Consider the following 16,327-nt stretch of genomic DNA (forward strand, 5'->3'; position numbering starts at 1 on the left):
CATTTCAAAGACTATAGTTTTAACAGAAAATTCTATAATTATTCAGAGCATTTTCGGGAAAGACATTACAAAAGATGTAAATCAATGCATGCGTTTAACAACCTCTTGGCTCCTGATAAACAGAATGAAATTGGAGTTTATTGATGGTAGCCGGTATTTGTTTAACGGAAACTCCGCCGACGAAGTGGCGAAAGAGCTGACCAGAATTATTGCTCAACGCACTCCGGCACAAGTATGAAAATCTGGCGATTTGTACCTTTACCATATATCCCGCACTATCGCTGATCTTTCAGTGAGTGAGGAGATTAAACCGGAGCATTTAACTGAGGCTATTCATTTCAGGAGCTTGGATAGAGAGGATTGGGCGGGATAGAAACGATATATCCATTGCATAAGCTAAACCGGAAGTATATTCAATAAAAATGACATAGTCCTCGATTGTTCATAACAGCATAACAAGAACCTAAAAAAACAAGTTGATGAAAAACAAGTTGAAGTATTTTATTTATTCCCTCTTATTGACAATGGTCTTTTATTGTGCGCCTGCTGCTGCCCAAAGGCTTGTCCGTATCGGCCCGGCGCCAGTTGAGGAGATTGAGAAAGCGCGGGCGGCGGTGCTGCTTAATATGGAGAGCATTGAGGCGCATAAAAACTACATCTATGCATTGAACCTGGATAATCCACTTTTGATTCCCCAATATAAGGCCTGGATGAAAAAATACCCCAAAAACATCAATATTCCATTAACCATTGGCACGATTTATTATCGCGCCGAAATGTCGGAAGCTAAAGAGTTTTTGTTACAGGCCGCTAAAATTGATCCAAATAACGCCCAAATATGGTCTATGCTATCGGGAGACGCTTTTATTAGGGGGCAAACAGACCTGTCAAATGAATATATTAAGAAAGCGATGCTTGCCGACCCGTCAAATGCCGGTTATGCGTTCCAGTACCTTTTCTCATTTGGCAATGACAACCCTGATGAGTACAAACAAAAGGTTTTTGACTTTGTGAAGCGCTTCCCAAAAGACGAACGCGGAGCACAGGCATTATACTGGTTGGGCGAAGATGCGGGTGATATTCACGATAAAATCAACTACTTTGAAAAGCTACTGCAATTATACCCGCCTAAAGAGTTTAATTGGTCATCTTCCAGAATGATTGGTTTGGCCGATGCGTATTTGCAAACAGATCCTGAAAAAGCCTTAGTATTAATTAACAGCATGGGTGATGAAAAGGATTGGCAAATTAGGAAAAAGTTGGCCGAATCACTAATACAGGTTGGTAATTTGGAGCAAGCGAAAAATTATAAAGAAGCCTTTAATGTGCTTAACCAGGTAACCCTTCCGCGATTTAATTACATCGACGATTTTATATTATTAAAAAAAGCGGCGTTACAGCAAAAAACGGGCGATGTTAAGACAGCATATGATAGCCTGGCCGAAAAATTTGCAAAACTACCCACCGATGAGCTCCACGCCGCGCTTGAATTGTATGGAAAGGAAATAGGGAAGGATAAAGAGCAAATTACAAACGATATTAAAACAATAAGAAATAGCAAAGCTGTTGAAGCCTATCCCTTTAATTTGGGCCTGTATAGCAGTAAAGATAGCTTAAACCTGAATGACCTGAAAGGTAAGGTAGTATTGCTTACATTTTGGTTTCCGGGGTGTGGCCCGTGCCGGGCCGAATTTCCGCACTTTCAGGCCGTGATCAATAAATTTAAACCCGGGGATGTTGCTTATGTCGGCATCAATGTAGCACCTGAGCAGGATCCGTACGTAGCCCCTTTAATAAAAAACGCAGGATATTCATTTATCCCGTTACGCGGCAGCCGTGCATTTGCCCTTAAAAACTATGCTGTACAGGGCGAGCCCCAAAATTTTCTGATAGATAAAGATGGCAAAATAATTTTTAAAGATTTTCGCATCGATCAAAAGAACCATCGTACGCTGGAGCTGATGATAACTTCATTGCTGTAAGGGTTTGATGGCATTGATTGTGGACGTTCGTTATCGTTTGCCGTGGTGTGTTCGCAGGTATGAAGGGCGGGACTCGGGGAAAAGCTACTTATATCTTCTCTCTATAATAATCATAAATCTCTTTAAATATGTACACCGACTTCGACCAGCAAGCCTTTGATATTGATTGGTATTTAACCAACGGAAAAGAAGTCGCCTTTATGACATCTGCTGGTACTTGTTTACCGCGGTCTGTTGCGGAATCTGCTCAAAACAATATGGTATTGCAGGAATACTTTGAGGGCTTGCCATATACAACCAAATTTGTTATTAACCCTGATCTGGAGAACATCATAAATTCAGAGGCAGACGAGCAGTATCTATCGTCTTTTATAAACATGGCAATGAAAGGGCTTTATGCTTTCGACAAAACAAACTTAGGTCTTTTTAACGATCCGAATTATCATTTAGTGGCAACGCCGGTTACTCCGCTAAATGTAAACTTATTGCCGACTGAGATCGCAAGCATCATTATGAAAACCCGGTTAAATGGCCCAATGGGTTTAACGTTTAATATTTCTATTTTAAAATGACAACAAAACCTTTACTCCTTATCACTATCGCAGCACTAACTATCTTTTCAAGCTCCTGCAAAACCTATTACATGCCTGTTGGTACTTTCCTGGAGCAGGTGCCAACCCTGGAAACGGTGAATTTAAGACAGGTTACCGCCCAGGACCCTCTTGGGCATAAGCATACCTATAGTGTTTATCCTATTGATTCGATTAAATGTTTTGATAAAGACGGAACTCCTTATAAGTTAAAGAACGGGCCATCTATTGAAATACGTTTTACAGATATCAATGGCAGGCGATCAACCTTTTACTTCGACCGCACCTGGGTTATCCAGGATTCTGTTATCGGTGTTCAGTCAAAGATTCTTTCACTGAAAAAAGCAATACCGGTAAGCACTATTAAAATAATTGAAGTACAGGATGGGCGAAAAAAATACAAATACATTAACCAGTAGGCCAAAATAAAGCTGGCCTACACAACAGCTGATTTGGAGTTTAATAGCGGGCAATACAAAACAATCATTTGCCGGCGAAGCCGGGGCTGATACCCGGCGCGGGCAAATTGGGTTATGCAGCTTAGCAGTTTACCTGCAAAACTTTAAGCCATACAGCCAACTGTACTATTATATTAAATAGCCTGTTAACTTAAAAAAAGCATGGCCCGCGGTTGCTGCCAATTGGAAATTTGTTAACCCTGCCATGCACATGATCGCAATGTGTATGATCGCGATACATTTTTTGATGAGATGGCGGGCAATTTACCTGTAGTGGTTGGGTAGTTTCAGTCTTATCAGGCTGACAAACTATCGTAGCTTGTTTTTTCATAACGACTTCTCCCTATGTTAGGTGACATTGATAATTGATATAATAAATTTAACTATAAAAACAGTTATTTACAATACCTTTTTATCAGAAAATAATATTAAAAAATTACGGGTTAAACCCGAAGGTGCAAGTAGCTTTTGCCCGCAGGCACGCCCTGCATATTTGCGCCGGTAAAGGAAAAAATCATTTTTGGCATCTTAGATAAATAAACAGCCGGAGCAAATAATATATACTCCGGCTGTTTAAATAAGTATAGCGTACCTGTATTTACTTCCCTTTCCAAAACTGCAGGTAATGCAGGTTGTACCCTCCGTTGTTAGCTAATACCTTTAATTTGTTGCTCCCGGCCTTTAAAACAATGTTTTTTACAGCAATAACCTGCCATTTTTTTAACCCGCCGGTGTTGGGAACCGCCACTTCTTTTGCCTGGGTTATATTATTAACTAAAACAGATAGTTTGGCATCATCGGTGGCGGATGCCACTTTGAGGCTTAGGGAGTATATGCCCGGTGTTTTAACCTGTATTGTGTACTGTGTCCATTCGTTGGTTTCAATATGATCTACATAGTAACTTTCATACTTCGTAGAATCTTTGCTGATATCAACGCCGTCGTTCCGGTACACATGGCCTTTGTTCCCAACACCCGGTTTACCCGAAGTATGATAGTCGGCTGTATCGGTGTCAAAATAAGCAGAGCCATTGCGGCCCAGGTCATAATCAACAGCATTGATCACGGTGCCGTTGCCAATCCTGTTGGCTTTAAAGGGCTTGGTAACGCTTGTATGCGGCTGCCTGAAAATAGCATCGATGACATCATGATGGATAATGGTATTTTCTAATTTAGCATACGTAGCCAGCTCAAGGGTGCCGCTATAAGTATTGCTCTCGTTAGGTTTATTCCTGCCGGTGTTCAGGTACCTCGCCACATCATCATAGTTCAGATTTGAACGGATCTCCATCGGGTTGTTGATGCCCAATTTTTTCAATGGCCATAATGACCAGCCAATGTTATTTTTTTCTAATAAGCCGATAGCTTCAGTAAGCCAGGTATTTGAGTTTTCGCCGGTTTCGCCTAACCATACGGGAATATTATACTGGTCGCGTGTTTTTACGATATGATCAACAGACTTCTGATCGTTAAAATTCCAGTACTTATGAAAGCTCAGCACCATGTTTTTATCCCACTGGGGTAAAATACCGTTATAGTTATTGCCCCAACCGTTGCCCCCAATAATAATAATGTGTTTTTTATCTACCTCGCGAATGGCAGCAGTAATATCAACCATCAGTTTTCTTAGCGGACCGTTTGTTTTTTCCTTCAGTCCGTTTTTATCGTTTTGAGGATCGTCAAAACCCCAGTTTGGCTCGTTGATGATATCATAAGCACCGATGTAAGGCTCGTTTTTATACCGTTCGGCCAGTTTGCGCCAAAGGGCTATGGTTTTTTGCTTGTTGGCTTCGCTGTCCCAAAGCGATGGCTTGTCCGGGTCGCGGTCGGAGATGTTCAGGTCGTTGCCTTGTCCGCCGGGTGCGGCATGCAGGTCAAGGATCAGGTACATGTGGTTTACTTTACACCAGGCCAGCAGATCGTCGGTCATTTTAAACCCTTTATCCAGCCAGGTGTTTTTACCGGCAACGGGCTCCTTATCAACCGGCAGGGTGTAAAGGTTATAATGCATTGGCAGGCGGATAGAATTGAATCCCCAGCGTTTCATAGAGTCTACATCGATTTTGCGGGTGTTATTGGCCAGCCAGGTATCATAAAACTCCTTAGTTTCGGCCGGGCCCATTAGCTCTTCAAGCCTTTCGCGAATGCGGTACTGCCGGCTGTCTTTGTTAATGTGCAGCATATAGCCTTCCTGTAGCATCCATCCCCCTAAACCCATCCCTCGCAGCAATACATTCTGCCCCTTTTCATCAACTATTTTTTTGCCTTCGGCTTTTAAAAAGCCTGTTTGCGCATTGCCTTGTAACGCTACAAATAACGCCGGGACCGCGGCAAGCATAACTTTAATCCCAGAGCTTATCTGTATGTTTTTTATTAACGATGTTAACATGTTGTTGTGCATTTAAATTTTTTGAACCGGTTTATATTACCAGATATACGTTCCAACCGAACCTTTATCAAGTTTAACAGCTAATACTTTTCCCTGGTACTGGATGTTAAAATCCTGCGCGCCATCGCCGGTGTTGGCTACGATAAGTACTTTTTTGCCATCGGGGGTTTTGAAAGCTACATTAGGTAAAGTATCCATATTGTTTGATGCAATTCGTACTGAACCGGGACGTACAAATTTGGAAGCGTGGGCAATTGAATAATAAGCTACGTTCTTCTTAACCTCATTTTTATCAATGGTAACGGCGCCCTGGCACATTGGGCAGCCGCCCCTGTCGGTATAGGGCTTATATTCAGGGTCGGCGGCAAGGTTCCACTCCAGTACATTGCGGCTCCAGTTGCGGGTTGCGCCAATAATAAGGCTTTTTACCGGCCAGGCTATGTTGATGGTACTTTGATTTTCAGGCTCAACGGTCATCTGCTCGGTAAAGTAAATGTTTTTATCAGGATGGGCGTTGTGCACATCGGTAAGGGCCGAGATATCGCCGCCATACAGGTGAAAGCCCGAACCGTCCACATATTTACGGGCAGCCGGGTCGTTCAATATCGAAATAGGGTAATCGGGCCTGTCGGCATTATGATCGTAAACAATGATCTTTGTTTTGATGCCTGCCGCCTTAAACGCTGGGCCAAGGTTGTTTTTGATAAAGTCGGCTTCGTCGGGCGCAACCATCAGCAAGCTGGGGTTATTGCCCGGGTGTAATGGCTCATTTTGAATGGTGATGGCATCGATATTAATTCCATTGGCCTTCATCGCCTGGATATATTTAACCAGGTATTTTGCATACACCGGGTAACAATCGGGTTTTAACCTGCCGCCGCGGGTATCATTATTGGTTTTCATCCAGGCCGGCGGCGACCATGGCGAACCCAATACCTTGATTGCCGGATTAATTGCCAGGATCTGTTTCATTACCGGAATCACATCGGTTTTATCCGGGCCAAGGTTAAAATGTTTTAACGTTGGATCTGTCTGGCCTTTGGGCATATCATCATAGGAGAATACTTTCTCGTTCAGATCGGATGCGCCAATACTCAGCCTTAAATAACTGATACCAATATCATTCCCTGTAACCGCGAAAAGATTTTTAAGCAGCGCTGCCCGGCTTTCGGCATTCATGCGGATGATGTGCATAGCGCTGCCCCCGGTTAATGCAAATCCAAACCCGTCTATCGGCTGGTAATGTTGCTTATCATTAACAGTAATAGTAGTGCCGCCGGCGTTCCCGGTTTTAAAAGTAAGCGGCACTTTTTGCTGCTCAAAAAGTGCCGATCTGTCGGCCCTGGTAAGCCATAAGCTTGCCTTTGTTTGCGCGTTTATTGCAGCGGCCGGGCCAAGCAGCATGGCGCTCAATAAAATCGATTTGATTTGCATGTTCATGAAACAGGATTTACAGGTTTATTTGTTGGATAACAGGAATTAATACGGCTGTTAAAATTGGATGAGTAAAAATATTACTGTTTTTAATAAAACGTAGTAATTAATCGGTTACAAAGTCAATAATTAAATTTTGTAGTGGTTAAGAAGTAGTTTACCCATAGGGTTAATTTAAATCAGGGCGATATAAAGTCTTGTTTAACTGCGCAAATTTAATTTGCAATTTAAAACATTTGTTTTTATGAAAAGATTTCTATAAATTCACATACAACTATCCAATGAATACTCCATCTAAAAAAATTGTCATATTTGATGACGACGAGGACATCCTTTCTATTTGCAGTTATATTTTGGAGGAACAAGGGTGGGAAGTGCACACATTTAGCGACTGCAATAACATTGTTGAAAAGGTTTCGGGCATTTTGCCTGATGTGATCATGATGGATAACTGGATCCCCGATTCGGGCGGGATCATTGCCACGCAAACCCTCAAAAAAACCGAAGGGCTTAAAGAAATACCGGTAATTTATTTTTCGGCAAACAGCGATATCCAGATCCTGGCCAACCATGCCGGCGCCCAAAGCTATTTAGCCAAACCATTTGATCTGGAAGACCTGGAAAAGGTGATCAACAGGGTGATAGCGGCGTAGGTGGGATAGCTATTATGCCATAAATTTTTTCTTAGGGATAGTGCAAAGGGCTGCGTTAGTGATAGGGGCGGATACCGGCCTTGTGGCTAATGCCGGTGCAGTATGAGCGTATAGCACGGGCCGCAGGCAACGCCCATATTTTTCATACCGATCAAAAAATATATTTAATTTATAACTATCCGTAACAAAAAAAGAGGGTCAAACAATGACAGCCCTCATTAAAAACCGCTTCTATTTCTTTTCCTCAAACGATGCCAGCAGGTTTATATTCGGGTCTACCTTAACATCTGCCGGTTTGGCTTTTACCCGGAAACGGGCTGTTGTCGATTTCTCTTTTACCGGCACAGTTAACAGCTGCCCGTCAACAGACACCTCCAGCGGCAAATTGTAAACATAGGCCTGGTTTTGGGTTACATTTATGGTAATGTAACCATCCTTTTCATTATACTTCCAGCTAACCGCCAAATTTGGGTGCCCTGCGTTGCGCAGCCATTGCGTAAAAAACTGTTTCAGGTCCTTGCCGCTGGTTTGTTCCATTACCCGCCTCAAATCATCGGTATTTGCATTCCCGCCCTGGTATTTTGAATAATAATTTCTTACCCCTTTCCAAAAAACATCATCGCCCAGTTTGCGCCTCAGCATGTGCAGTACCCAACCACCTTTTTCGTAGCTATTGGCATTAAGCAGCTGCATAAATTTTGTTTTAACAGCTGTATCAACCACGGGCGTTAAACGCTCTTTTTCAAAATCCAGCACTTTTTTACGCTGGCCGATAAGGCGTGTTTTTAAGGTATCGGCCCCGTATTTATTTTCGAGATAAAGATTGGTCATATAAGTAGCAAAGCCCTCACTTAACCAAAGGTGGCCAAAGCTTTTCTCGCTGGCGCCATCGCCAAACCACTGGTGGGCAATTTCATGCGCCATTAGTTCTTCTATATCCGGACTTTTAACCGATTCTTCAAAGTAGAATATGGCACTGGCATTTTCCATGCCGCCAAAAATGGTTTTCGACTGCACGTTGGCCAATTTTTCGTAGCTGTAAGGGCCAACATTTTTTATAAAGTAGGGGAGAATATTTTTAGCTACAGCATAGCTTTTAAACCCAACCTCTTTACTTTCCGGAAAAACATAGGTAAAAACCGGGATTCCGTTAACATCACCGGGGCGGTCAACCGCAAACTCAGCTACGCCTATAACCATTACTTTGGTAGGCAGCGCAACGGCTTCAACCCAATGGGTTAGTTTGAGCTTTCCGTCGAGTTGCTTCTCTTCGGTTTGCAGGCCGTTTGATACCACCTGGTAATGATCGGGCGCGGTTACAATAAAATCAACCGTGGCTTTGTCGGCAATATTATCAACGCAGGGGAGCCAGTTGTGGGCCCGGTTAGGCCAGTTATCACCAAAAAAAGTACGGTGCCCGAATGCATTGGTCGAGATGATCAACCCATCGGCCGGGATGCCGCTATAACTTATCGTATAATCGCGGGTGTTCCCTTTATAGGCGCGGGTATTGATCTTTAGCTGCTCATCGTCCTGGGTAAACTTTACCGGCTTCCCGTTTTCGGTCACTGCCGATACCAGCATGCCTTTACCCTCAGCATTCTTTTTCACCAGGTCGAGGCTGAACCCTTCTGCGCCGTTCAAAAACCTTACCGAAACCGTGGCCTTTCCCTCTATATTATTATCGGCGTCATTAAGTTTAATATCAAACGTATAATGTTTAACATCAATCTGCGCCCCTGGAACCTGGGCAAATGCCGGCATGGTAAACAGGGCCGGTAACAATAAAAGAACAAAAAATATCCTGCGCATAGCCTTGGTTCAGTTTGTTTTGTACTGCAACAAAGCTAATAAAAACAAGCTGTTATCCGCCCTTCCCGGCCATATGGTTAATCACATTTTTACATTGCTAAAACGTTACATTAACCCCTGTGGTGAACAAAAAGTAAAGCCCGTTCATTTTGGTGTTTTTTACATAATCAACCTGGTTAAATGGCTTGATGAGGTAGGGCGTAAAGAGGATTTGCCACTTGTTAATAGTATAGGTTAAAGGCAACGATCCGCTGAAAGCAAGCAGCTTATATTGCCTTACCTCGCGCTGGTTTTGCTGCGTTACCGTTTGCGTTATGATAGTTTGCTTTGGCTGGCTGGGAAACAGGATATTAATAGGTGTTTGCTGCTGGGGTTGCTCTATCGAGCGGGTAACCTGCGATTCGGTATAATAAGTTTGGTAGAAAGATTGTGTACCGGCATAAAGCGTGGCGGTAGGAGTAACTTTTAGCCCGCTTTTTTTATCCGCGCCTGTTTTCAGGGCAAAAATTTCTTTTGATAATTCGGCCGTATTAACAACGTCGTTGCTGTTATTTTTATTAAACCTATAGCTGATGCCCGCGGTAAATTTTACAATATCATCCGGATTAGCATACAACTGCCCGTCGAGCGTGGCATTAAATGAAGAAAGTATAATGGGGCTGCTTTTGGTGATAAAATATTTGGTGGCCGATACATTGCCTCCATAATACCGTTTTGCATCAAACGCGAAAACATAGCCCGGCGTAACGCTAAGACCTTCGGTGCCAGATTTGGAGCCATTAAGATCAAAATAGCCGATAGCGCTTACAAAAAAGCCCCGCTTGCTAACCAATGTAACCGAGGGAAGAAGCACCGGAACACTGCTTTCATCGCGCCGGCCGGCATAGGTAAGGTTTGAAAGATATTGCAAACCCGCATTTACAAACAACTCTTTTGTTTTTGCCGCGGTATCAGGTTTTTGCTGGGCATAAACCGCAGGGCCGGTCAAAGCCAGCAGCAGGATAAGTTTAAGTTTTTTCATAGCTAATGTTGAATAAAAAAGTGCGGATAATCAAAAAGGCCGGTACCGGCCTTTTTGATTTAATGTATGTAAATACTATTACTGTTTGGCAGCGCTTAGTTTGGCTGAACTCTTGCCCGAAGTTTTAACAGTAACGCTTTTCTTTCCCGCCTTTACAGCAGTGCTGGAAGCGCTGCTATTTGAGAGTCCGGCATTTAGCTTTTTAGAGCCCGCTGCCACGTTACCTGAACTGTTCAGGTTACCGGACGAGGTAACACTCACATTTTTGCTAACAGCGTCGGCGCTATTACCCGCGGCCACTGCAGTTTTACCTGTTGTTGTTGTAGCGCCAGCCCTTAAAGCAGCAGCATTGCTGCTTACTTTTTCGGTAGTGTTAGCGGCAACACCTTCGGTTGTGGTTAATGCTTTTTCGCCTGTTGCTGTTACTCCGGTTGCATTCACAGTACCCGCGGCTGAGGTATTGCTGCTAACACCGGCTTGTGCAGCTGTTGTACCTGCCGTAGTATTTACGGTTGAGGCAACGTTGCTGTTAACATTGACGGCCTCACTGGCGGCAACGCCCGTTACAGTCTGGTTGGTGGTAGCCTGAGTTTGAGCGGCTGTCCGCGCTGCTACATTTTGAGCCTGTGTTGCAGCCTGGTTGGTTACGGTTGAGGTTGTGTTAACCGCTTTTTGCGCTATTGATGCAGCATTCACAGTTGGCGTAGCTACCCGCGTAGCTATTTTAGTAGCGGTAGTTGCTCCAAGATTAACCTGGGCCGAACCAACTTTAAAAGCAAATAACGCGGCGGTCAATAAAACGGGTTTAATTAACTTTTTCATGATTAGTTTTTTAGTTATTAATATGTGAGGGAGGGGTAAACTTAAGCCCTCATCTGTTCGCTGTAGTAAAACAAAGCAAGTGCCATTGCACAGTAAATGACATTTTAATGACTTCCGCCCCCAAAAAGTGTGAAATTGTGTATAATAAATTATACATATGTTTATTTTGTTCGTCAGCAAAGGAGCAAAAAAAACGTCCCTTGTTTTTAGCAAGAGACGTTCTTTTATAAGTTATACCTACCTTACATTTTAGGCATCCTGCGCATCATGTTGGCCATAGCAGCGGGATTGCTCATTTGCTTCATCACTTTCTTCATATCATCAAACTGCTTCATGAGGCGGTTAACTTCCTGTAAATCGGTGCCCGAACCTTTGGCTATGCGGTTACGGCGGCTTTGATTAATGGTTTCAGGGTTAGCTTTTTCAAACGGGGTCATAGATTGAATAATAGCCTCTATCGCTTTAAACGCATTATCATCAACCTCAACATCCTTCATCATTTTGCCCACGCCCGGTATCATGCCCATCAGATCTTTCATGTTACCCATTTTCTTGATCTGCTGGATCTGGCCGTAAAAGTCGTTAAAGTCGAACTTGTTTTTGCGGATCTTCTTCTGTAGCTCGGCTGCCTCTTTCTCGTCAAACTGCTGCTGAGCGCGTTCAACCAAAGACACCACGTCGCCCATGCCCAGGATCCTCGATGCCATACGATCGGGGTGGAAAACGTCAAGCGCTTCCATCTTTTCGCCGGTACCAATAAACTTGATAGGCTTATTAACAACCGATTTGATCGAAAGGGCCGCACCACCGCGGGTATCACCATCCAGCTTGGTTAATACCACACCGGTAAAGTCCAAGCGGTCATTGAACACTTTAGCAGTATTCACAGCATCCTGGCCGGTCATGGAGTCAACCACAAACAGGATCTCGTGTGGTTTTACGGCATCTTTTACCTGCTCAATCTCCACCATCATGGCCTCGTCAATAGCCAAACGGCCGGCGGTGTCAATAATCACCACGTTATTACCGTTCTGCTTAGCCTGGGCTATACCTTCGCGGGCAATAGCAACCGGGTCTTTCGAGTCGCGATTGGCATACACCGGGATACCTATCTGCTGGCCTAAAACCTCCAGCTGATCAATAGCCGCCGGACGGTAAATATCATCAGCAACCAGTAATGGTTTTTTATTGCGTTGTGTTTTTAAGTAATTGGCAAGCTTACCGGTGAAGGTTGTTTTACCAGCACCGTTCAAGCCGGCAATAAGGATGATGGTGGGTGTAGCCGGAAAATTCAGATCGGCTGTGGTACCGCCCATCAACGCAGTAAGCTCATCGTTCATGAGCTTGGTAAGCAACTGGCCCGGCGAAATGGATGTTAATACATTATTACCAAGCGCTTTTTGCCTCACATCATCGGTAAATGCTTTGGCGGTTTTATAATTAACGTCGGCATCAAGAAGGGCCTTGCGGATCTCCTTCATGGTTTCGGCCACGTTTATTTCAGTAATTGTTCCCTGACCCTTCAGGACCTTGAACGCCCTGTCGAGTTTATCCGAAAGATTTTCAAACATTATATTAAAAAACTTTAATCTTTTTTATAAGGATACAAAGGTATGATTTTGAACTATATTAACTCAATTACTTAGTAGATTAACTTATATCCCCGGCCACGAATGTTAAGGATGCTTACGGATGGATCATCTTTTAAATAACGCCTCAGCTTAGTAATAAAAACATCAAGACTCCGGCTGCTGAAATAATCGTTGTTTTGCCAAAAGTTCAATAACAGTTCGTCACGGTTAAGCAACTGGTTCCTGTTTATGATCAACAGATTAAGAATTTCGCTTTCACGGGTGGTAAGTGTCCTGCTATTTCCATCAAAATTAAGCTTACCCTGCGGATAATAAAACCGGTACCTGCCAATTTCAGTTAACCCCACACTTTGGCTTATCACCAGCCTGTTTTTACTCAGTAAAGCCCTTATCCGGATAATGAGCTCCTCCAGGCTGAACGGCTTTTTTAAATAGTCGTTGCCCCCGCTTTCAAAACCTTCAACCACGTCTTGAGGCAAAGATTTGGAAGTAAGAAAAATCACGGGTATTTCGGTATCCACATTCCTGATCTGCCGGGCAAGGTCAAAGCCGCTGCCATCAGGAAGCATCACGTCAAGTACTATGATATCGGGCTGGCTATCGTAATAAATGACCTTAGCCAACGCAATGGTATCAGCCTGAAACACGTTAAACCCTCTTGATTGAAGGCTTTCCTGTACTATCTCGGCCAGTACCGGTTCATCCTCAACCAGTAAAACCTTAACGTTATTTATATTGGCCATGCTAAACTAAGTGTAGTGCCTTTACCTAACTCGCTTTCTATTTTACACCATCCCCTGTGCCGATCCACAATGCTTTTTACATAGCTCAGTCCAAGGCCATGGCCTTTTACCCGGTGTTGGTTTCCGGAGGGTACGCGATAAAACTTTTCAAACACCAGCGGCAGGTCATTCGCTGCTATACCTATCCCATTATCTTTTACCTCGATGACCAAAAAGTTGTTCTTTATGCTCACACTTACCACCAGTTGAACCCGAGTGCCCGAATACTTAAAAGCGTTATCAACCACATTATTAACCGCGTGCTCAAAATACAGCTTATCGGCCATGATACTGCTTATCCCGGTATTATTTACATATGTCCAGTTAATTTCCTTTCCGGGCAATGCTGCCGCCCTTGCTAACAGGCCTTTTATTTCGGCGTCGATATCAACACGTTCTGGCTTTATATCAAAATCCGCGTTTTCATACACCGAGATGCTTAGCACCCGATCAACCAGCCCGGCCAGTTTTTCGAGTTCATTTTTGGTATAAGAAAGATAACGCTGCGTCTTTTCACGGTTATCAAGTACACCAAAGCCGTTCAATGCTTCAATTGCAGCCGAAGCAGTAGCGATGGGTGTTTTAAATTCATGGGTGATGTTGCTGATAAAATCATTTTTTATAGCTGATAACCTTTTTTCCCTGAACAGGGTACGTAACAGATAGATAAGGCTAAAAGCCACCAAAGCGATAAGCAATAGCGAGCCGGCAAACATATACCCCATACGCCCTATGATGTATGAAAAAGGATTACTGAACATAGCCCTTACATATTGTTCTTTTCCCTTTTGCTTGTAAGTTGGGTAGGATTTGGTGATGATAGGATAACGGGCTAGCAGTTTTTCATCAAAATGGCTCCGGTTCATTGTGCTGTCGGTTTCGCGTACATAAAACCGGAAAGGGGTCTCGATGTTCCTATCCTTCAGGTAATGGGCAAGCACCGGCCTTAGGCGGGTTGTATCAAAATCATACTTATTGACGTTATCTACCATAAAACCACCCAGGTTTTGGGTACGATAGTATACAACATGGTTTTGCAGATCTTCAGTGCGCATGGTGTAGGCAAAACGCGTGGCTATTGCCCATTTAAAAGCCGTGTCCCCGGGCAATAACGCCTTATTAATGCCACGAAAACTTAATGCCGAAGATGAAAACTTTTGACCCGGCTGATGGGCGTTTGCTATGGTAAAAATGTTCTTCTTCTCTGCTGTATCAAACCTGCTGGTGATCAGAAACTCGGTAGTATCCATCAGCCGTTTGGCAAGCAGTTGTTGGATGGTATCGCAACGGATGCTAAACTCCTTTTTTAATGCGTCCTCAAAAGCCATGTTCACCTCTTTTTCAAAGGTGGCCTGGTTTACAATATAGTAGTTTTTTACCCAGTAAAATTGCAGCAGTAAAACCATGGCAATGGCTACGGCACACACTATAATAACAAAGCGGGTACTTTTAGGCATAACCAAATGTAAAACATCGGCGTTAAATACGATCTGCTGTTAACATAATATAACATTAGTTAACTTGCCCGATAACACAGTTTTATTTTTACACTCTTCATTTTTGCAGGTATAAAATCTGTACCTGTCATGAAAAAACTATTTGTTATTCTTTTATCAGCCTGCTTTTTTTCAACATCGGCACAACAAACTTTAAAACCTGGCGATGTCATGCCCGCTATTGTTATAAAACCAATTATTAATGCGCCGGCATTGCACGTTAACCTTGCCGACCCGACTAAAGCACCGTTCTATATTTTGAGCTTTTGGGGAACCTGGTGCAGCCCATGCATTCCCGAAATGGATACCCTGGCTAAGCTGCAAAAAGCAAACGAAGGTAAAATCAGGGTTATAGCCATATCAAACGAGCCGGTTGCACGGTTGAAAAAATATCTAATCAAAAAACCGTCGGCCCTGTGGCTCGCCAGCGATACCTCGTTCTTTTTATACAAAGCATTCGGGCTTTCATCTGTTGGGCAAAGCGCCATCATTAACAGCAGGCACATGGTAGTAGCACTCGTAAAAACAGATTTGGTAAACCAGCGGTTTATCAACAACCTCATGAGCGGTAAAACCATTAAATCATCTGCCGAAGTAAAAGAGGTTCCTGTAAACAACCGCAAAGACGTTTTTGGTGTAGATAGTACTATTGCCGAAAGTTTTACCATTCGCGGCTACATGAAGGGGCAGCAAAGCATGGGCAGGCATTATCTCAATGCGCCATATGAAGGCAGGAGGGTTAGCTATATTAATGTTTGTGCAGATGTTTTATATAAAGACGCGTTTGACATTACCTCATCTAAACAAATCGTTTACGAGATTGATGAAAAAGCAGTATGCGATTTCGATAATAAAAACTCGCTGTATTGTTTTGACCTGTTAGTTAAACCCGAAGATAAGGATAGCCTTAACCACATCATGCAAAAAAAGCTGCTTAGGTCACTACCTATAAAAGCGCGGATAGCCGAAAAATTAATCCCTGTTTATGTTCTCAGAGTAAACCCAGACCAAAAATTGGCATTCCAGGTATCAACGCAAAATAAATCGATGATCAGTTTTAGCGGGGAAGGGTATAACGGGACATCTGTGTCGTTGGCAAATTTCGCAAATGATTATTTGAGCAATGACCTTGACCGCCCGGTTGTGGATGAAACCGGGTTGAAAGAAAAATACGATATAAAAACCACGGTCGATCTGCGTACGCAAGAGGGAGTAGTACAGTCTGTAAACAAGCTCGGCCTTATACTGGATAAGGCCGAACGTAAAATGAAAGTATTGGTGTTTTATAAATAACAC

The 16,327-nt window shown here is 43.3% G+C and carries 13 protein-coding genes and 1 pseudogene; 6 read left to right on the top strand and 8 right to left on the bottom strand.

Going from position 1 to position 16,327, the window contains the following annotated elements:
- Positions 1-265: 265 nt before the first annotated feature.
- The 4 genes and pseudogenes from IEX80_RS28010 to IEX80_RS18680 form a co-directional block, all read left to right on the top strand.
- Positions 266-373: pseudogene (locus tag IEX80_RS28010) on the top strand (magnesium chelatase subunit ChlI family protein); the annotation flags it as partial.
- Positions 374-479: 106 nt separating this feature from the next.
- Positions 480-1,982, top strand: coding sequence for a TlpA disulfide reductase family protein (locus tag IEX80_RS18670; protein ID WP_188833739.1), 1,503 nt, complete (start codon positions 480-482; stop codon positions 1,980-1,982).
- A gap of 128 nt (positions 1,983-2,110) precedes the next feature.
- Entirely contained in the window at positions 2,111-2,554 is a 444-nt protein-coding gene (locus IEX80_RS18675) for a hypothetical protein (protein WP_188833740.1), read from the top strand.
- Positions 2,551-2,991, top strand: coding sequence for a hypothetical protein (locus IEX80_RS18680; protein ID WP_176626240.1), 441 nt, complete (start codon positions 2,551-2,553; stop codon positions 2,989-2,991). Before IEX80_RS18675 ends, IEX80_RS18680 begins: the two co-directional genes overlap by 4 nt.
- A gap of 637 nt (positions 2,992-3,628) precedes the next feature.
- Here IEX80_RS18680 and IEX80_RS18685 read toward each other — a convergent pair.
- Together IEX80_RS18685 and IEX80_RS18690 are read right to left on the bottom strand one after the other, a co-directional pair.
- Entirely contained in the window at positions 3,629-5,419 is a 1,791-nt protein-coding gene (locus IEX80_RS18685) for a cellulase family glycosylhydrolase (RefSeq protein WP_188833741.1), read from the bottom strand.
- A gap of 36 nt (positions 5,420-5,455) precedes the next feature.
- Positions 5,456-6,859 carry a glycoside hydrolase family 30 protein gene (locus tag IEX80_RS18690; protein WP_188833742.1) on the bottom strand — a complete coding sequence of 468 codons (1,404 nt, stop codon included), beginning with the start codon at positions 6,857-6,859 and terminating at the stop codon, positions 5,456-5,458.
- Positions 6,860-7,134: 275 nt separating this feature from the next.
- On the opposite strand from IEX80_RS18690, the gene IEX80_RS18695 reads away from it, so the two are divergent.
- Positions 7,135-7,506, top strand: coding sequence for a response regulator (locus IEX80_RS18695; protein ID WP_090532688.1), 372 nt, complete (start codon positions 7,135-7,137; stop codon positions 7,504-7,506).
- A gap of 231 nt (positions 7,507-7,737) precedes the next feature.
- Here the strand turns inward: IEX80_RS18695 and IEX80_RS18700 are convergent, their stop codons facing one another.
- From IEX80_RS18700 to IEX80_RS18725, 6 genes are all read right to left on the bottom strand, one after another.
- Positions 7,738-9,318: a M1 family metallopeptidase gene (locus IEX80_RS18700; RefSeq protein ID WP_188833743.1), complete on the bottom strand. Its 1,581-nt coding sequence runs from the start codon at positions 9,316-9,318 to the stop codon at positions 7,738-7,740.
- A 97-nt stretch (positions 9,319-9,415) separates the two neighbouring features.
- Positions 9,416-10,339 carry a hypothetical protein gene (locus tag IEX80_RS18705; RefSeq protein WP_188833744.1) on the bottom strand — a complete coding sequence of 308 codons (924 nt, stop codon included), beginning with the start codon at positions 10,337-10,339 and terminating at the stop codon, positions 9,416-9,418.
- 78 nt (positions 10,340-10,417) lie between these two features.
- A complete protein-coding gene (locus IEX80_RS18710; protein ID WP_188833745.1) occupies positions 10,418-11,161 on the bottom strand; it encodes a hypothetical protein in 744 nt (247 codons plus the stop codon).
- 242 nt (positions 11,162-11,403) lie between these two features.
- Positions 11,404-12,732: a signal recognition particle protein gene (gene ffh / locus IEX80_RS18715; protein ID WP_090532696.1), complete on the bottom strand. Its 1,329-nt coding sequence runs from the start codon at positions 12,730-12,732 to the stop codon at positions 11,404-11,406.
- A 71-nt stretch (positions 12,733-12,803) separates the two neighbouring features.
- Positions 12,804-13,496, bottom strand: a complete 693-nt coding sequence (locus IEX80_RS18720) for a response regulator transcription factor (protein ID WP_188833746.1) — start codon at positions 13,494-13,496, stop codon at positions 12,804-12,806.
- The gene (locus IEX80_RS18725; protein ID WP_188833747.1) at positions 13,484-14,992 is read right to left on the bottom strand and encodes a sensor histidine kinase; all 1,509 of its coding nucleotides are present in this window, start codon (positions 14,990-14,992) and stop codon (positions 13,484-13,486) included. Before IEX80_RS18725 ends, IEX80_RS18720 begins: the two co-directional genes overlap by 13 nt.
- A 129-nt stretch (positions 14,993-15,121) precedes the next feature.
- Between IEX80_RS18725 and IEX80_RS18730 the strand changes: the two genes are divergently transcribed.
- Positions 15,122-16,324: a DUF3738 domain-containing protein gene (locus IEX80_RS18730; RefSeq protein WP_188833748.1), complete on the top strand. Its 1,203-nt coding sequence runs from the start codon at positions 15,122-15,124 to the stop codon at positions 16,322-16,324.
- Positions 16,325-16,327: the final 3 nt, after the last annotated feature.

This window comes from Mucilaginibacter rubeus (assembly GCF_014643835.1).
GTDB lineage: Bacteria > Bacteroidota > Bacteroidia > Sphingobacteriales > Sphingobacteriaceae > Mucilaginibacter > Mucilaginibacter rubeus.